Raw genomic sequence first — 18,173 nt, 5'->3', positions numbered from 1 at the left:
AACAAAAGCATTGTCAAGAAAATAGCAATGCTTTTTTATTATTTATTTACGCAGAAACCAATTCCGCCTTTCCATCTACACATTTAATAGATGTCGGTGGATTAATCATCATACAATCGGATGTGATTTGATATTTTTGATTAAAAGCTTTCACTTTTTCTGTATAATCATTAATTTTATTTAAAATCGTGGCTTCCTTATTTTTAGGATAAGCGATATAAAATTGAGGTCCGCCGCAAGCTTTTGCACCCATCGGAGCAAATGTCCATTCACTGGCGTCGGTACATTTTTCTTTAGAAGCCTCAGATTCAATGGATGCTTTTAATTTATCCAATTGAGCCTGATCATATTTTTGGCTGTTTTCGTCTGCAGGTCTTTCTGCAATATCTTTGGGCAAGTTGGTATTTGTATTTTTTGTTGAAGAACAAGAAGCCATGAAAAGTGCTGTGCAGACAGCTAAAATAGGGAGTTTCATAAATTATTTTTGTTGAGATATTCTCAAATGTTATGCCAAGATATGGATTTAAAATTCATTTTGCGTAATTTTGACGACGATGAACAATCATTTTTTTGACTTAATAGAACATACCAACCGAAGTATTTTCCTTACCGGAAAAGCGGGAACAGGAAAGACGACTTTCCTGAATGATTTTGTAAAACGCACAAGAAAGAAGCATATTGTAGTCGCACCTACAGGAATTGCGGCGATCAATGCGGGAGGCGTTACCATTCACTCGATGTTTGGGCTGCCTCTGAGAACTTTTTTGCCGACAACCGACAGAGTTGACACCAGTTTGGCGAATAATATTGCCGATCTGATGCCGCATTTCAAATATCGAAAAGATAAACTTAAGCTTTTAAGAGAAGTTGAGGTTCTTATCATCGATGAGGTTTCCATGTTGAGATCCGATGTTTTGGATATGATGGATTTTTCTTTACGGTTTATCAGAAGAAATAATCAGCGTTTTGGGGGTGTTCAGATGTTGTTCATTGGGGATTTGTATCAGCTTCCGCCGGTGGTGCGAGATGAGCATATTTTGAAAATGTATTATAATTCTCCTTTCTTTTTCGACAGTCATGCGATCAAAGAAATCCCTTTAATTACCATTGAATTAACGAAAGTTTACCGTCAGTCCGACGAATATTTTTTAGAAATTCTGAATGCAATTCGTGACGGAGATGTTGCCAATATTGATTTTAATCGTTTAAATGAAAGATACGATCCCGATTTTGATATGGGAACGGAATCCTACGTTTATCTGTGTTCTCACAATAAAATGGCGGATGAAATCAATCAGGAAAAATTAACGGAGATAAAAGTTGATCCTAAAAGCTATGAAGCCAAACTTTTCGGTGAATTTAAAGAAAACCAGTTTCCGAACGAGCAGTTTTTAGAATTAAAAATAGGCGCTCAAATCATGTTTATCCGAAACGATATTTCCGGAGAAAAGAAATATTTTAACGGAAAATTAGGCGAAATATCTGCTTTGGATGAAAACGAGATTAAAGTAGTTCTCGACGGAAGCGAAAGAGAAATTACCGTAAAACGTGAAGTCTGGGAACAGAAAAAATATTTCCTAGACACCGATAAAAATATTAAGGAAGAAGTGTTGGGAAGTTTCGAGCAGTTTCCTATAAAATTGGCTTGGGCGGTTACGATTCATAAAAGTCAGGGTTTAACGTTTGATAAAGTGATTATTGATGCCGGAAAAAGTTTTACGGCAGGTCAGGTTTACGTGGCGCTTTCCCGTTGCCGAACGTTGGAAGGAATTGTTTTAAAATCTAAGATCACACCTGAAGTTATTTTTAAAGACAACAGAATTCTTAAATTTCAGGGTGAAACCCACGCTAATGATAATGTTGAAGCTATTTTAAATAAAGAAAAATACGATTACAGCATCAAAAAAGTGCTTCGTACCGTCGATTCTCAATGGCTTTTAAAAGAAGTTGAAGACTGGAATAATCTCTCTATTGTTACAAAAAGTATCGATCATGTAAAGACGAAACAATTGTATGTTCAGTTGAAACAAGATATTGTTAATCTTGGGAAAATTTTCGAAAAATTAGACCGTATTATTTCTCAAAAGGTTAATAATTTTATTGAAAATAAAGAAGAATGGTCTGAAATTGAAAGCAAAACGAAAGGTGCAGTTAATTTCTTTTTTACCGAAATCAGAGATAAAGTTTTCAATCCGCTGAAAGAATTTTATACCGAAATAAAAGGCGCAAAAGGCTTAAAACAATATAATGAAGACTTTAGGGTTTGGCTGGAAGATATTGAAGAATACTTGAATAGTTTAAAGGAAATTCATTTATTAGAAACGAAACTTTTAGAGGAAAAAAATGACAAGGAAATCAGCATGAAAATTGCAAAAGTACCGTCTCAGGTTCTTACTTTCCAGTTATTTGAACAGGGAAAAACAATCTCCGAAATTGCAATGGAAAGAGGTTTGGTAAAAGAAACCGTGATCGGTCATTTGGCGAAATTTGCAGAACAGGGTTTACTGGATATTTCAAGAGTCATTACTTCCGACAAAATCAAAGCGTTTGAAGATATTTTCTACAAAACGCCACACGAAACGCTGACAGAATGGAAAAATGCCTTACCAAGTAATTTTGAATTCAATGAGATCAGGATTTTGATTAATCATTTTAATTATCAGAAAGAGAAATTTAAATAATATTGAAAAAGGTTTTAATAATCAATGGATTACTAAAACCTTTTTTGTTTCTATTTATTTAGTAAATTCTGATTGACTCTATAACCAACGATTTTTATATCTCCATCCTTATTTTTTTCCATCGTAAAGGTTTCTTCTGTATTTTCGCTGCCTCTTTTTACATCGTACGTAAGAAGATATTCGCTTCTGGCATTGCTTCCTTTTACAACCATGGTTTCCCACTTTACCAGATTATATTCCTGAACCGGACCAATTTTATTTTGAGTAACATTGATAAGTTCCAGAAGTTTTTCCTGATCGGTTACTGCGAAAAATTTTTCATCAAACAATTTATAAATATCGTCCTGATTACCTCCATATCTAAGTTCCCAGTAAAATTTCTGCGGGATTTTTTCACCATCTTCTTTATCGGATTCCCGGTCTTTGTAAAATTGATTGAAGTTGCAGCTTGTTAAAAGGAAGGAAAAAAGTAAGTAAATAATTGGTTTCATGATTTTGAAATTAGTATAGCAATATTAGTAAATTCGATGATAAAAGAGATTAATGATTTTTAAAATTTTTAATTATTTATTGAAATATAAATTCCTTTATGATCGCTTAAAATATCTTTATCAACGAAAACTTTAGCTTCTTCAATATTATTTCCGAAAGTTTTAGGAACAACAATATGATCTATATTTTCATCAATTTCTTCAGTTGCATTCATTAAATTTAATTCTTCAAAAAGATTTTTTAACGATTCTGTAGTGTTAGAATTTATTGAAAAATGTTCTTCCCCTTTTTTAAAAGAAGTATTAAAATCTCCAATAACAAAGATATTTTTATTTATTGAATACAGTCTTTTACAATCCTGAATGGTATTTTGTAATTCGTTATCCACAAAAGGTTTCCGATTAAACCAAGTTCCGATGATCGTACAATAGAAAATAATATTTCCCAATTCGGTTTCAAATTCTAAAGCCAGATTTGTTTTATCATCTGTTACAGAATGTTTTTTTGAACAAGGAATTTTGGAATATAAAATAGATCGAAATGCTTTTTTACCCTTTAAATAGTCTGTATAATTTAGATTTTCATAAACTATATTTTCCGGAATTTGTGAACAAAAATATTTGTATTTAAAATTTTTAAGATTGAGATTAATCGCTTCTGTTAAAATAAGGAAATCAAAATCAAGCTGATTTAAGAATTCTACAGTTTTTAAAGCGCCTTTTTTCCTCGTCCAGTCGATATTTAATGTGGCAATTTTCATTAATTTTTAGAACTTTTCAGAATTGGTATCCCATAAAACTTTGCATCAGATTTATTTCTGAAAAGTTTGATCAAATTTTTATCTTTATCAATTACTCCAAATTTATATTCAAATGCCTTTCTGGAATTAAAATAAACAGTGTCGTTCTTGATTGTATATTCACCTTTGATGCGATCTATTCCAAAACAGACACTTTCATAGATAAATTTTTCATCTTTCTTTAATTTTAAAGTTGTTGTACAGTTTGCTGCTCCTTCAGCTTGTGCAAAAATTTTGTCTTCTCCTTCTAATAAACTTTCAAAATTGATGAGCCCTTTTGGCTTGGCAGCAATTAAAGCTAAGCAGGAAAGCATAAATATTAAAAGAATATTTCTCTTTTTTTCTCTGAATTTATCTCTGACAGAAATGTAAAGTTGCCTGATAAATTCTATAAATAGGAGGAAATAAATGATGAAAGCAATAATGATAACAATTAAAAAAAACAATCCAAGCTCCCCTTCCCAAAAGTATGAAGTATTAATTGTCAAAAATAAAATTGACGTTAAAATAAATTGTAAAGAAAATTTTTTCATTTGTGTAATTATCAATTCATGAATTATAGTTGTTGGGGTTAAATATAAATAATTTTAAGATTTGAATCATTAATAAATTTAAACTTTAATAAGAATTAATTCTCATAGTTTTTTCCTGAACGACCCAATAAATCCTATCAATTACAAAAAGTAACTAATGCAAATTATTAGCTTTACATTTGTTTGGTTTTTTAAACCTAAAATTTAAAATATGAAAAATTTTGAAATATCAGTGTTGGATCTTGCGCCTGTAAAACAGGATAAGACGATTCACGATACTTTTCAGGACAGTTTATCTTTAGCAAACCATACTGAAAACTTAGATTATAAAAGATTCTGGCTTGCCGAACATCACAATATGGAAAGCATTGCCAGTTCTGCAACTTCGGTTCTGATTGGTTTTATCGCCAACGGAACAAAAAAAATAAGAGTAGGATCGGGAGGAATTATGCTTCCTAATCACAGTTCATTAGTAATCGCCGAACAATTCGGAACGCTGGAATCACTTTTCCCAGGAAGAATCGATCTTGGTTTGGGAAGAGCTCCCGGAACAGATGGTTTGACGGCTCAGGCTTTGGGAAGAAATCCCGCGATTATCAATCAGCAGTTTCCTAGACAGATTCTAGAGCTACAGAAATATTTCTCCAAAGAAAATCGTGATGCATTGGTTCGTGCCATTCCTGGAGAAGGGTTGGATATTCCGCTGTATATTTTGGGTTCGAGTACAGACAGCGCGTTTTTGGCTGCAGAATTGGGACTTCCTTACGCTTTCGCAGGGCATTTTGCTCCGGAACAAATGGAAATGGCTTTCAATATTTACAGACAGAATTTTGAGCCTTCAACATATTTAGATCAACCTTACATCATCGCTTGTGTCAACGGAATTGCTGCGGAAACTTCGGAAGAAGCTCATAAAATGTCGACAACTTTGTTTCAGGCTTTCATTAATATTGTAAGAAACGACAGAAAACCTTTTGCACCGCCTGTTGATGATATGGATGACATTTGGTCGCCCATGGAAAAATCGATGGTTTTGCAGAAACTAAAATATACTTTCGTCGGAGATCACTCAGAAATTGAAGAAAAACTGAAAAGTTTTCAGGAAAAATATAATGTGGATGAACTGATGATTAATTCTCATATTTACGATCATCAAAAAAGATTAGAGTCGTATGAGATCATCAGAAAGGCAAAAGACTCGATATTTAAAGCACAATAAACCGTTTATATTAATTGGCAGATGCTTATTTTTATGAGTATCTTTGCAAAAATTTAAAGTAAAAATGTCTGATATTAAATTAAATACTATTCCGGAGGCTATTGAAGACCTTAGAAATGGTAAAATAATCATAGTAGTAGATGATGAAGACAGAGAAAACGAAGGCGATTTTCTTTGTGCTGCAGAATTAACAACTCCTGAATTGATCAATTTTATGGCGGTTCACGGAAGAGGTTTGATCTGTATGCCGCTTCCTGAAAAGAGATGTGATGAATTGGGACTTGATGTGATGGTAAGCAGAAGCAGCGATCCTAAAGAAACAGCTTTTACAGTTTCTGTTGACCTTTTGGGGAACGGAACTTCTACAGGAATTTCTGCGGGTGACAGAGCGAAAACGATTCTGGCTTTGATGGATAAAGATTCTAAACCGACAGATTTCATGAGACCGGGTCACATTTTCCCGCTTCGTGCAAAGAAAGGTGGAGTTTTGAAAAGAGCAGGACATACGGAAGCTGCGATTGATCTTACTTGTTTGGCAGGTTTGAAAGAAGGTGGTGTGATCTGTGAAATCATGAATGAAGACGGATCAATGTCTCGTTTGCCAGATTTGCAGGTTTTTGCTCAAAAGCATGATATGAAAATCGTTTCTATTGAAGATTTGATTCATTATCAGCTTAAAAAAGGAAACCTTATCGAAAGAATTGAAGAAAGAAAAGTAAAAACTGCTTACGGAGATTATGATTTCTGTGCTTTCAGAGAAACGTCTAACGATCAGATTCACTTTGCTTTAACGAAAGGAAGCTGGACCGTTGATGAGCCTGTTTTAGTAAGAGTACAGTCTTCTGATTCTTATTTTGATGTGTTAACAAGATTGAACAACGGTGAAAAACCTTTGTTGGAAAAAGTAACCAAGATGGTAAATGAAGCGGGAAAAGGGGCGATTATTTTCATCAATAACGTTTCAAATTCTGAAAATACATTGAGAAAATTACAACAGTTTATCAATTATCAGGACGGTCAGCAAAAACATCCGACAGCCGCTTTCAATTACAGAGATTACGGAATCGGAACTCAGATTTTAAAGAATCTTGGAATTAACAAGTTTAAAGTAATCACTCAAAACACGGATATCAAACCTCAAGTTGGAGGATATGATGTTGAAGTGACGGAGATGGTTCAATTATAAATGTCTGCAATTTTAGAAAAACCGGACAAATGACCATATTTATTACAATTATTGGAGTTGTTATTTATCTATTCCTATGTTATGCTTTTGGTTGGTTCGTATTTATATTTACAAGTATAGAAAATGACACATTTGGGCAAAAATTATTACGATTTATTGTAGGTTTTGCTATATCAACATGGTTATATTATGTTTTTAGATAATTTCTATGAGAAATGCATATATATTAATCACTTTACTAATTTTTTCATTTTCATTTTCGCAAGAATATAGATTTAATGGTGGTGAAATGATTTATAAATTAACAGATAATAATCAATGGACTTTTAAGGATGTTAAAGCAAATGATTTTAAAGTATTTGTAAACTATCCTAAAAGAGCTATTGTATTTTATTACTATGTAAAAATTTATAACTCAAGTGAAAAAATGGAAATTGTTGATGTTTATGAAATTTTAAATCAAAAAAAATATAAAAACTTAAAGTTTTATGAAACTAAGAATAAAGAAGGATTTTCATTGTGGCAATTTAATGAGGATGATTTACAAACATTAATAATTTATGAAAAATGTGATGAAAATTTTAAAAATTGCATGATTAGACGAGATTTAAAGAGTTTAGAATAAACTGCTTTTTTTGTAAGTTTAAAGTATTGAAAAAGCATTCTCTATGTGCACTCTTCCTTGAACTAAAGCTCTTTGAAAGCCTCTACTTCGGCAATACTTTTTCCGTTTTGTGAATGGTCAATTTTACGTTGCAAGTTTAGGCTTGAAATTAACAATAAATAGAGTTGACTCACAATTAAAACATATTAGAAATGGCTTGAGAAATCAAGCCATTTTTATTTCGTCAAAATTTCTGAAACCATTCAGAAAATCTTTGATATTCATTCTTTTCTTTCCTTCCAATTGTAATTCTAAAGGAAAATAGAAACCGTCTAGAGTATAGATTTTAAATTCATTTTTTGAAATATCTAAACTTCCGACAGGTTTTTCATGATTGGAAAGTTCAAATTTTCCACCGAATATTTTTAGTCCTTTTTCTTCTTCTCCGATTTTCAATGTTGTGAACGCAGCAGGATAAGGCGACATTCCCAGAATAAACTGATGAACTTGTTTTGAAGTTTTCGTCCAGTGGATTCTTGTATCTTCTTTAAAAATTTTAAAAGCATTTTTCGGATGTTCAACTTCCGGTTGAGGTTTTTCAATAATTGAATTTTCTGCAAGACCGTCCAATGTTTTTGCCACCAATTTAGAACCCATTTCCATTAATCTGTCGTGAAGACTTCCTGCATTTTCATCTTCCAACACCGGAATTTCTTCCTGCAATAAAATATTTCCTTCATCAATTTTTTCATTGATAAAAAAAGTAGTTGCCCCCGATTTTTCTTCACCGTTAATCACGGCATAATTAATCGGAGCTGCACCTCTGTAATCCGGAAGTAGGGAAGCATGAAGGTTGAAAGTTCCCATTTTTGGCATTTCAAACAAAACTTTAGGCATCATTCTGAAAGCGACAACAACAAAAACATCGGCATCTAATTTTCTTAATTCGTCTAAAAATTCAGTATTTCTTAATTTTTCAGGCTGAAAAACAGGAATATTATTTTCTACAGCAAAAACTTTTACCGGAGACTGATTGATTTTTTGTCCGCGTCCGCTTGCTTTATCGGCAACCGTTACAACGCCTACCACTTCATGATGAGATTGGTGAATAGCCTCCAACGAAGTCTTTGCAAACTCGGGAGTTCCTAAAAATACGACTTTCAATGATTTCATGGTGCAAAGATAAGGTCTTTGAATTATAAATTATAAGTTATGGATTGTGAATTTTCCACGTAATAAAATTACCAATTACTCATTACTTATGCTAAAGCATACGTTCTAAAATTCAGCATTTTTACTTTTCCTGAATCCAATAAGAAAATCAGGTTTTCCAAAATATTTTCTTTGGAATGATAGCTTAACTGAATCGAAAGTTCTTCAATAGTCGAAGGTTTTTTTCCTAATATATTAGTAATTTGATCAGAAATATTCTTTCCAAAAATCGAATGTTTATTCTTTTCACAAACCGAACATTGACCACAGTTTTTAGAGTTTTTTTCACCAAAATAGGCAAGAATTAGTTTCATTTTACAATATTGATGGTCTTCAATGTAAAACTTCATTTCTTCCCATTTCTGGATTTTACTTTTCTGAATATGCTCAAAAAGTTTCCAATACGCTGAATTAATAACTCTTTCGTCTCTGGGTTTTAAAAATTTAATACTAGATAAAGCGCCATCAATATATTCCACATATCCTTTTTGCTGAAGTTCTTTCAGCCTTTCTTTGATTAAATGAATATCTACTCCGATTTTACTACTAACCTGTTGTTCGCTGAACATTACTTTATGAGTAGTAATTCCGGAAATGGTACGAAGCATTAATTCAATAAAATAGGCGTCTTTTTGTGGTAACTGATCTATTTCATCAGCCTGCATCAACAATTGTAAGGACGACAGGCTTTTATTTTCATTAAAATAAATAATTTCCTGATTGTGAAGAAAATTTAAAACATTTTTAATTTTTGCATTCGATAACTTGGTGAAATTCTGAATTCCGACTGAATTTAATTGAAATACTTTCTCCGGTAATTCAAATTCTGCCACCTGAAAAATAGAGTAGAGGTAATTGATAATTTTTAAAAACTCAGATTTATTCGGAATTTGATTTTTTAATATTTGATCAAAATTTAAAATTTCCTGTTTATTCCAGAGTAAAAATGCAAAACTTTCTTTTCCGTCTCTTCCGGATCTTCCGATTTCCTGATAATAATTTTCGATAGAAGGAGCAGGAGAGTAGTGAATCACAAAACGGACATTGTCTTTGTCAATCCCCATTCCAAAGGCATTTGTAGAAATAAGAACATTGTTGTCACTGTTATTCCAAATGTTTTGTCTGGTATTTTTTTCTTTTGTTGTTAAACCTGCATGGAAAAAATCAACATTATTCAACTTATTTTTACGCAAGTATTCTGATAACTGCTCAGCTTCTTTTCTTGTTCTTACATAGATAATTCCCGACTCATTGGTGAATTTTAAAATATCAAAAACACGTTGAAACTTATCGGAAATTTCTTCCGTAAAGATTCTGATATTTTCTCTTCTAAAACTTTTCTGGAAAACTTGCGGATCTTTTAATTCAAGTTTTATTTTAATTTCTTCTAAAACTTTAGAAGTTGCCGTCGCTGTTAACGCAAGACAAGGAATTTTAGGATGATTAAGCCTGAAATCTTTTATATTCTGATAACTTGGTCTGAAATCTTGTCCCCATTCTGAAATACAATGCGCTTCATCCACCGCAATAAATGACATTTGAATTTCTTCAATATTCTGAAGAAACTGTTTGTTTGTTAATCTTTCCGGAGAGATATAGAGCATTTTTGTTAATCCGTCTTTACAACGGTCATAAATACCTTCCGCATCGTATTCATCTAATTCAGAAGATAGATATTCTGCTTCAATTCCTCTTGATTTTAAGTGATTCACCTGATCTTTCATCAACGCCAAAAGCGGAGATATAATAAGACAGGTTCCTTCTTTCAGCAAAGCCGGAAGTTGGTAACAAAGAGATTTTCCGGCACCTGTAGGCAACAGAACAAGAGTGTCTTTTTCATTAATAACCGCATCGATAATCGCTTCCTGAGAATCACGGAAGTTATCGTAACCCCAAAAATGTTTCAGGGTTTTAAATTTTAACTCTTGAAGATCTTGTTGAGAAATCATGTGATAAAAATAATGAAAGTAATATAATAAAAAAAGCCACGCAAAGCGTGACTTTTATATAATTTACTAATAAGTTTATTATTTAGCTTCGAAGTAAACTCTTCTATTTGCTCTGTTTTTCCATTCAGGACATTTAGTAGCAGGGTCGCACTCAGGATATTTAAGGTCTTTTTCACCTCTACCTACTGAGTTTAATTTATCAGACTGAACACCGTTTTTAATTAGATATTTTTTAACGCTGTTAGCTCTTCTTTCAGATAATTTTTGGTTATAAGCATCAGAAGCTCTTGTATCTGTAGCACCGATTACTGTATAAGATCCGTTTGAAGAGTTGATATAACTAACTGCATTGTTCAAGATAGGAGTATTAGAAGGTAAAATTCTGTCTGAGTTCAAATCAAACTCGATACCATCTAATTTCGTTTCTGTTTCTACAATTGGTCCAGTTACTGGAGGAGTAGTTGTAGGACAACCTTGGTTTTCTACCGGTCCAGGAACAGTTACACACTTATCGTAAAGGTCAATTACACCATCAAGATCAGTATCAAGAGCAACACCAGCACCGTCAACTCTTGCACCTGCAGGAGTATCAAGCTGTCTGTCCCAATCGTCGCAAACACCATCATTATCAAGATCTCCTTTTTTACAAACTTCGATATCTTGGTTTTTGTTTGCCAATACATCTAATTTGTAATAGATTTCCTGAAGTGGGTCATGCCACATTAAGTGAGATTCGTGTTTTCCAAGTTTTAAAGAAACACCTATCGTTGCGTTAAAGAAGTTATCAGAAACCTGCTCTTCGCGTTTGTTGATTGCACTGTATTTGTCACCTCCACCATCGAATTCATCATCACCTGTAACACCATACATTAATCTACCTTCGATATCGATTCTTCTGTTAACTTTATATTTAACACCGGCACCGGCTTGTGCGAACATAGAACCAAGTTGGAATGGCTTAAGTTCTGTTACCATTCTTTGTCCTGTTTCGTCTTTCTGGTACGCTCTATAAGCTAAAGTTCCGATACCTGCGTATCCGTGTAATGCCCATCTGTAAGGAGAATGGTTATCAACTCTTCTCAATAAATTTGAAAAGTTAATGTCTCCTAATAATGTAATCGCATCATATTGAGTTCTTGCAGCTACTTGTTGATATGCAGAAGCATTTGCAGGAGCAGCATCTTTGGTATTGAACCATCCTTGTCTTGTTTCTCCTCTATCGTACTGTAAGTTAATACCAAAAGCATGTGTAATAGCTTTATCAATACTGATATATGCAGAATAACCAAAAAGGTTTTTACCGTTACCATTCTTTATAGATGTTAAATCTGCAGATTGAATCAATGGTACACCCGCACCAACTGAGATCGCCCAATCGTTGAATCTTTTCGATTTATTTGTAAATGGGGAAACATTCGCAGAGCCTGAAGAGAATGTATTTGGATATTCTCCATTTGAAACTACTGCAGTTGAGTCTTGTGCAAAGCTGGCTGTAGGAACAGCTAATGCTAATGCAACAATTGCTAAACTTAATTTCATAGTGTATTTTTTATTTAGTTAATTAAATGATTTATTTATTTGTAGTAGGACAACCTTGGTTTTCTACCGGTCCAGGAACAGTTACACACTTATCGTATAAGTCGATAACTCCATCCAAGTCCATATCTAAAGCAACACCCGCACCGTCAACTCTTGCACCTGCAGGAGTATCAAGCTGTCTGTCCCAATCATCACAAACTCCATCGTTGTCAAGATCTCCTTTTTCACAAACTACGAGCTCCGTGCTTTTATTTTCTAAAACATCAACTCTGTAATATGCTTCTTGTAAAGGATCGTGCCATGCAAGATGAGACATATGTTTTCCTAGTTTGAAAGAAACTCCTAAGTTAACAGTCCATGCATTATCTGATCTTCTTTTCTCAATCATGTTGTATTTAGATACTTTAGAAGCCGGATCATAATCATCCGGACCTGCATATCCACCTCCGTCAAATTCATCATCACCACTAATGATATACATGGTTCTGGCTTCAATGTCAATAAGTTTTGAAACATTATATTTCACACCTACCCCAAACTGATAATAAACTGAATTAATATCTAATTTTTGATTAATAAATAGAGGGATTCTAGCGGGAGTAGTGCTCCATCTGAACTCATTATTATCATGTAATGATGTATTGAAGTTCATTAAACCTATACCTCCGTAACCATGTAAAGCCCATCTGTAAGGAGAATGATTGTCAACTCTTCTCAAAATATTCGAAAGGTTAACGTCTCCCATTAAGGCAACTTGATTATACTTTGTTTTCGCTTCTGCAACTCCGGCAGCTATACCTGCAGCACCTTCTAGTTGAGCTTTCTGTGTTGTTTCACCTCTTTGATAGATAAGGCTGATTCCAAATACGTGAGAAATTTGTTTGTCTAAACTCACATAGGTATTATAACCCCAATTGATCTTCTTGTCAGTGATTGATTTAAGATCAGAGTGCGCCATAAAAGCAACACCACCACCGACTGATACAGACCAGTCATTGAATCTTTTAGCCTTGTTGTCGAAAGGTTGAACATTGGCGGAACCTGAAGAGAATGTATTGGGGTACTTATTATTTGAAGTAACAGCTATACTATCCTGTGCGTAAGTAGCAATAGGCAATGTGGCCAATAATAATAAACCTAATTTCATACAATATGTTTTATGTTTTGTTTCAGATAAAATCTTTTAATAATATTCTGGAAAACTCTCTTTCAAAAAGATGTTTTTTGTGAGGGATTTCCAATCTTTCTGATAAAAATTTTAATTCATTATACTTAACGATATCTATATCTATAACTCTGTCTGCATATCCTCCTTTTGCTTTAGAATCGTTAACTCTTCCCATCTCAATTTCAATGCTTTTAACAAAATTAAGCAGCTGGATTGGTGAAAGATGTGTAAATATTATCGTTGCAATATTACAAAAAATATTGGAACTGGCAAATTCTACAGGCTCGGATGTTAAAAATTCACTAATCTGTAATATTTCATTTCCCCCTTTCTTGATTTTTTCCAGCGCTGTTTCTAAATTTTTTTTTTGATCTCCAAGATTACTTCCTAGTAACAAAACCACTTTATGTTGCGACATATTACGAAATGATTGATTTATGAAAAGTTTTTTTAAAAATGTACTGGCAAATATAGTGGCTATCGTCATATTATGTGCCGTGTTTTTCTTCTTTTTTATCATAATGCTTGTGTTTAGTGCGATGGGAAGTGAGGAGTCTGTGGTTGTAAAAAAGAATTCTGTACTTACAATTAATTTAAAAACAAATATAATAGACAGCCCGACTGAAGAGCAGAAAGGATTATTCGGTTTTAGTGATAAGAATAAAAGTATTCTTATTTATGATGCAATTGAAGCCATTAATAAAGCAAAAACTGATGATAATATTAAAGGGATAAGCATTGAAGCCGATCAGCTTACTGCGGGGATTACTCAGATTGATGATCTTAGAAATGCGATTCAGGATTTTAAAAAGAGCGGGAAATTTGTGTATGCATATGGAAATGCCGTTTCTCAGTCTTCTTATTATTTAGGATCTGTTGCGGATCAATATTATTTGAATCCATCAGGAATGATCGAGCTTAAAGGTCTTGCAACGGAAGTGACTTTTTATAAAGATTTTGCAGATAAATACGGAATCGGGATTGAAGTAATTCGTCATGGGAAATTCAAATCTGCGGTTGAACCTTTCTTAAGAAATGATATTTCTCCAGAAAATAAAGAACAGCTAAGCACGCTTTTAAATGATATCTGGAAAAATACTTCATCAAGAATGGCGGTTTCCAGAAAAATTGATACCGCTCAGTTCAGAACGATTGTCGATAGTTTATATGGAATGATTCCAGATTTGGGATTAAAATATAAGTTGGCTGATAAATTAATTCAGAAAACAGAATATGATCAATTAATTAAGTCAAAATTAAACTTAAAAGATGATGAGAAGGTAAATAAAATCTCTTTAGGAAAATACGTTGCTTCTTATTCTGATGATGAGAAATCGGGCGATAAAGTGGCTGTTTTATATGCTTCAGGTTCTATCAACGGTGGTGATAATTATAATGATATTCATTCTGAGCAATACATTAAATATATTAAAGATCTTCAGAATAATGATAAAGTAAAAGCTGTTGTTTTCAGAATTAATTCTCCGGGAGGAAGCGCCAATGCTTCTGACGAGATTTTATTTGAACTTCAACAACTGAAAAAGAAAAAACCGCTTATCGTTTCTTTTGGAGATTATGCAGCTTCCGGAGGTTATTATATTGCGATGGCAGCAGATAAAATTTATTCTGAGCCGAATACACTTACAGGATCGATCGGAGTTTTCGGGGTAATTCCTTACTTTAAAGATCTTGCTAATAAAAACGGAATCCGTGCAGATATTGTCGCTACAAACGCCAATTCTCAGTATTATTCTTCTTTAAACGGTGTTACACCTTACGGAGTGAGCCTTATTACGAGAAGCGTTGAAGGTACTTATAAGAGATTTGTGCATTTTGTGACTCAAAACAGAAAAAAGACTTTCGAACAGATCGATAATATCGGAGGTGGAAGAGTGTGGAGCGGTACCAGAGCTAAGCAAATCGGTCTTGTAGACGAATTGGGTACACTGAATGATGCCGTGAAATTTGCAGCTCAGAAAGCAGGTTTAAAATCGTCTTACACAGTTTCATCTTATCCGAAAAGAATGACTCCGTTTGAGCAGATTTTTAAAGACTTTAATGAAGATGATATTTCTGCAAGAGTAGTTAAAAGCAAAATAGGAAAGGCGAATTATGAAATCCTGCAACAGATCGTAGAAGAAAGAAAACTACAGTCTGAGGTGAAAATGGAAATGCCTTACCAGATCAAGATCGACTAAACTAAATTATATTGTACAAAGAAACGGCGGATTTGAAATTTCAAATCCGCCGTTTTATTTTTTATTCTAAAAGTTTTCTAGCTTTTCTTTGTAGCCATTCCGTAGATCCAGAGAACGATGAGCGCTCCTCCGATCGATAAAATCCAGCTTCTTGGGTTCCAGAAAGAAGTTACATCACCCCAATGAAGGATATACACTCCGATCGCTCCTCCCACGAAAGCTCCTACGATTCCCAAAATAATTGTAATAAGCCATCCTCCTCCTTGAGTTCCCGGCATAATAAGTTTTGCGATTGCTCCGGCAATAAGACCGAATAAAATCCATGTTAAAATTCCCATAGTTGCATTTTTTAATTTGTTAATATTTAAAGTTTGGTATTGCTAATATAGGGAAAACATGATTAAAATCATCTTTTCTTGAAGAACGAGTCAACAAATTCCGTACCATTGAATAATTGCAAATCTTGCATCTGTTCTCCGACACCGATATATTTCACAGGAATCTGGAACTGATCGGAGATGCCGATTACCACACCGCCTTTTGCTGTTCCGTCTAATTTTGTTACCGCTAAAGCATTTACTTCTGTTGCAGCCGTGAAACTGCTTTGCTTGCTCGAAAGCATTCTGACCTGTAGAACCGTCAAGAACCAACAAAATCTCGTGAGGAGCATCAGGAATCACCTTCTGCATTACTCTTTTGATTTTTGAAAGTTCGTTCATCAAATTAATCTTATTGTGAAGCCTTCCTGCTGTATCAATAATAACAACATCTGCTTCCTGAGCAACGGCACTTTGTACCGTATCAAAAGCCACAGAGGCCGGATCAGAACCCATTTCCTGCTTTACAATCGGAACGCCAACTCTTTCGCTCCAGATCACTAATTGATCGACAGCAGCAGCTCTAAATGTATCCGCAGCTCCCAAAACAACCTTTCTTCCTTCAGATTTGAACTGGTGCGCCAATTTTCCGATCGTTGTCGTTTTTCCAACGCCGTTTACTCCTACAACCATGATGACGTAAGGTTTTTTGGAGGTATCAATATTTCCTGTTCCTGCATGAGGATTTTCAAGCAAAAGACTTGAAATCTCTTCACGAAGAATTTTATCTAATTCGTTTATGCTTACAAACTTATCTCTTGCAACACGCTCTTCAATTTTTCCTATGATTTTAATGGTAGTGGATGCGCCAACATCGGATGCAATCAGGATTTCTTCCAGATCATCCAACACTTCATCGTCTACTTTGCTTTTGCCGACTACGGCTTTTGTCATTTTTTCAAAGAAACCCTGACTAGATTTTTCCAATCCTTTATCTAAAGTTTCTTTTTCTTCTTTTTTAAAAATATTTTTAAACCAACTCATTGTATGAATTAAGGAATTTTATTGATTAATGCTGGAAGCTGGGTGATGGAAGTTTGGATGTTTGCAATTCTACTGCTTAATAGGAAAGCTACATTTAGCTTCTGACTTCCAGCTTAGAAAAGCAAAGATAACAAAAAAACTACCCAAAAAATGAGTAGTTTTTTATATTGTAAATAAAGTGAAGATTATTTTTTCAAATAAACATCAACTTCGTCTGCATTCATTACTTTTTCTTCGAAAACGTAAGCTCCTGATTTAGAAGACTTAGTCATTTTCACAACTTTAGTCATTTTTTTTGACTGACCGCTTTGTAGGGTTGCTACTACTTTCTTTGCCATGGTAAATTATATTTATAAATTACTTGATTTCTTTGTGAAGGGTAGATCTTTTAAGAACAGGATTGTACTTCTTAAGCTCTAATCTCTCTGTAGTGTTCTTTTTATTTTTAGTAGAAATGTATCTAGACATTCCTGGCATACCGCTTTCTTTGTGCTCTGTACATTCAAGGATTACTTGAACTCTATTTCCTTTTTTTGCCATGATTTAGTTCTTTTTAATCAATCCGTTTCTAGTGCCTCTTTCGATAGCCTCTTCGATTCCAATCTTGTTAATCACTCTCAATCCATGAGCTGATACTTTCAGTGTTACGTGCTTATCTTGCTCTGGAAGGTAAAATTTCTTCTCCAATAAGTTAATTTCAAAACGACGCTTCGTTTTGTTATTAGCGTGAGAAACGTTGTTACCAACCATTGCACGCTTTCCTGTTATTTGGCAAATTCTTGACATATCTCGATGTTCTTTATTTGTATAATATTTGAGGTTGCAAAATAACGAAGAATTTTTTAGATAGACAAATCTTTTATGAAATTATTTACAAATAAGTTACACATTCATCATCTTGATTTTAAGATAATCTTTAATCTCAGCGGGCATTGGCTTTACGAATGATAAATTTCATAATTTTATATTAAACAGCGATCAATCCATCAATGTATCTCATATAACGAAAGGAATTTACATGATAAGATTAAAAACAAAACAAAAAGAAACCGCCAGAAAACTTATTATTAAATAATTGAACATTCAATCAATAAGAAAAGCCAGACGTTCAGCTGGCTTTTCTTATTCTAATTTTTATTTTAAATGGTGACCGAGATTTTTCTGAGTCGCTCTTTTATTTTTTTCCTCCCACAGATTTCACTGATTTGTACAAATGTTTGTGGTTATTTGTA

General features: G+C 33.6%; 18 protein-coding genes and 2 pseudogenes. 6 read left to right on the top strand and 14 right to left on the bottom strand.

The features are described from left to right. Window positions 1–46: 46 nt before the first annotated feature. A complete protein-coding gene (locus J3D55_RS20030) occupies window positions 47–475 on the bottom strand; it encodes an outer membrane protein assembly factor BamD (protein WP_259133819.1) in 429 nt (142 codons plus the stop codon). Between the two features lie 79 nt (window positions 476–554). Here J3D55_RS20030 and J3D55_RS20025 point away from each other — a divergent pair, with 79 nt between their 5' ends. Beyond that, a complete protein-coding gene (locus J3D55_RS20025; RefSeq protein ID WP_259133817.1) occupies window positions 555–2,681 on the top strand; it encodes a helix-turn-helix domain-containing protein in 2,127 nt (708 codons plus the stop codon). Window positions 2,682–2,731: 50 nt separating this feature from the next. On the opposite strand, the gene J3D55_RS20020 is transcribed toward J3D55_RS20025, so the two are convergent. The 3 genes from J3D55_RS20020 to J3D55_RS20010 all read right to left on the bottom strand — a co-directional run bounded on the left by J3D55_RS20020 (window position 2,732) and on the right by J3D55_RS20010 (window position 4,505). Then, a complete protein-coding gene (locus tag J3D55_RS20020; protein ID WP_259133815.1) occupies window positions 2,732–3,172 on the bottom strand; it encodes a hypothetical protein in 441 nt (146 codons plus the stop codon). A 68-nt stretch (window positions 3,173–3,240) separates the two neighbouring features. Continuing rightward, the gene (locus J3D55_RS20015) at window positions 3,241–3,933 is read right to left on the bottom strand and encodes an exonuclease/endonuclease/phosphatase family protein (RefSeq protein WP_259133814.1); all 693 of its coding nucleotides are present in this window, start codon (window positions 3,931–3,933) and stop codon (window positions 3,241–3,243) included. Further along, complete coding sequence (locus tag J3D55_RS20010) at window positions 3,933–4,505, bottom strand: hypothetical protein (RefSeq protein ID WP_259133812.1); 573 nt, start codon at window positions 4,503–4,505, stop codon at window positions 3,933–3,935. Before J3D55_RS20010 ends, J3D55_RS20015 begins: the two co-directional genes overlap by 1 nt. Before the next feature lie 211 nt (window positions 4,506–4,716). On the opposite strand from J3D55_RS20010, the gene J3D55_RS20005 reads away from it, so the two are divergent. From J3D55_RS20005 to J3D55_RS19995, 3 genes are all read left to right on the top strand, one after another. Beyond that, window positions 4,717–5,724 carry an LLM class flavin-dependent oxidoreductase gene (locus J3D55_RS20005; protein WP_259133809.1) on the top strand — a complete coding sequence of 336 codons (1,008 nt, stop codon included), beginning with the start codon at window positions 4,717–4,719 and terminating at the stop codon, window positions 5,722–5,724. 64 nt (window positions 5,725–5,788) lie between these two features. Continuing rightward, complete coding sequence (gene ribB / locus J3D55_RS20000) at window positions 5,789–6,910, top strand: 3,4-dihydroxy-2-butanone-4-phosphate synthase (protein ID WP_259133797.1); 1,122 nt, start codon at window positions 5,789–5,791, stop codon at window positions 6,908–6,910. 208 nt (window positions 6,911–7,118) lie between these two features. Continuing rightward, on the top strand, window positions 7,119–7,535 hold the full coding sequence (locus J3D55_RS19995) for a hypothetical protein (protein WP_259133795.1): 417 nt from the start codon (window positions 7,119–7,121) through the stop codon (window positions 7,533–7,535). Between the two features lie 204 nt (window positions 7,536–7,739). Here the strand turns inward: J3D55_RS19995 and fmt are convergent, their stop codons facing one another. The 5 genes and pseudogenes from fmt to folK form a co-directional block, all read right to left on the bottom strand. Continuing rightward, window positions 7,740–8,687: a methionyl-tRNA formyltransferase gene (fmt, locus tag J3D55_RS19990; protein WP_259133793.1), complete on the bottom strand. Its 948-nt coding sequence runs from the start codon at window positions 8,685–8,687 to the stop codon at window positions 7,740–7,742. An 86-nt stretch (window positions 8,688–8,773) separates the two neighbouring features. After that, entirely contained in the window at window positions 8,774–10,675 is a 1,902-nt protein-coding gene (locus J3D55_RS19985; RefSeq protein WP_259133773.1) for a RecQ family ATP-dependent DNA helicase, read from the bottom strand. Between the two features lie 78 nt (window positions 10,676–10,753). Then, a complete protein-coding gene (locus J3D55_RS19980; RefSeq protein WP_259133771.1) occupies window positions 10,754–12,214 on the bottom strand; it encodes an OmpA family protein in 1,461 nt (486 codons plus the stop codon). Window positions 12,215–12,248: 34 nt separating this feature from the next. After that, window positions 12,249–13,361 (bottom strand): annotated as a pseudogene (locus J3D55_RS19975) (outer membrane beta-barrel protein); the annotation flags it as partial. A gap of 22 nt (window positions 13,362–13,383) precedes the next feature. Further along, entirely contained in the window at window positions 13,384–13,800 is a 417-nt protein-coding gene (gene folK, locus J3D55_RS19970; protein ID WP_259135172.1) for a 2-amino-4-hydroxy-6-hydroxymethyldihydropteridine diphosphokinase, read from the bottom strand. Window positions 13,801–13,819: 19 nt separating this feature from the next. Between folK and sppA the strand changes: the two genes are divergently transcribed. After that, the gene (sppA, locus tag J3D55_RS19965) at window positions 13,820–15,580 is read left to right on the top strand and encodes a signal peptide peptidase SppA (protein ID WP_259133767.1); all 1,761 of its coding nucleotides are present in this window, start codon (window positions 13,820–13,822) and stop codon (window positions 15,578–15,580) included. 77 nt (window positions 15,581–15,657) lie between these two features. Here sppA and J3D55_RS19960 read toward each other — a convergent pair whose 3' ends face one another. The 5 genes and pseudogenes from J3D55_RS19960 to rpmB all read right to left on the bottom strand — a co-directional run bounded on the left by J3D55_RS19960 (window position 15,658) and on the right by rpmB (window position 17,727). Further along, window positions 15,658–15,918: a GlsB/YeaQ/YmgE family stress response membrane protein gene (locus J3D55_RS19960; RefSeq protein ID WP_259133764.1), complete on the bottom strand. Its 261-nt coding sequence runs from the start codon at window positions 15,916–15,918 to the stop codon at window positions 15,658–15,660. Between the two features lie 68 nt (window positions 15,919–15,986). Continuing rightward, window positions 15,987–16,941: pseudogene (ftsY, locus tag J3D55_RS19955) on the bottom strand (signal recognition particle-docking protein FtsY). 185 nt (window positions 16,942–17,126) lie between these two features. Then, on the bottom strand, window positions 17,127–17,279 hold the full coding sequence (locus J3D55_RS19950) for a DUF4295 family protein (protein ID WP_259133762.1): 153 nt from the start codon (window positions 17,277–17,279) through the stop codon (window positions 17,127–17,129). A 19-nt stretch (window positions 17,280–17,298) separates the two neighbouring features. Then, a complete protein-coding gene (rpmG, locus tag J3D55_RS19945) occupies window positions 17,299–17,481 on the bottom strand; it encodes a 50S ribosomal protein L33 (protein WP_027373683.1) in 183 nt (60 codons plus the stop codon). A gap of 3 nt (window positions 17,482–17,484) precedes the next feature. Continuing rightward, window positions 17,485–17,727, bottom strand: a complete 243-nt coding sequence (gene rpmB / locus J3D55_RS19940) for a 50S ribosomal protein L28 (protein WP_054511814.1) — start codon at window positions 17,725–17,727, stop codon at window positions 17,485–17,487. 133 nt (window positions 17,728–17,860) lie between these two features. Here rpmB and J3D55_RS22620 point away from each other — a divergent pair, with 133 nt between their 5' ends. Further along, complete coding sequence (locus J3D55_RS22620) at window positions 17,861–18,016, top strand: T9SS type A sorting domain-containing protein (protein ID WP_374759526.1); 156 nt, start codon at window positions 17,861–17,863, stop codon at window positions 18,014–18,016. The last annotated feature ends 157 nt before the right edge of the window (window positions 18,017–18,173 follow it).

This window comes from Chryseobacterium ginsenosidimutans (assembly GCF_024807225.1).
GTDB classification, from domain to species: domain Bacteria; phylum Bacteroidota; class Bacteroidia; order Flavobacteriales; family Weeksellaceae; genus Chryseobacterium; species Chryseobacterium ginsenosidimutans.
This window is presented reverse-complemented; position numbering and strand designations above follow the sequence as displayed.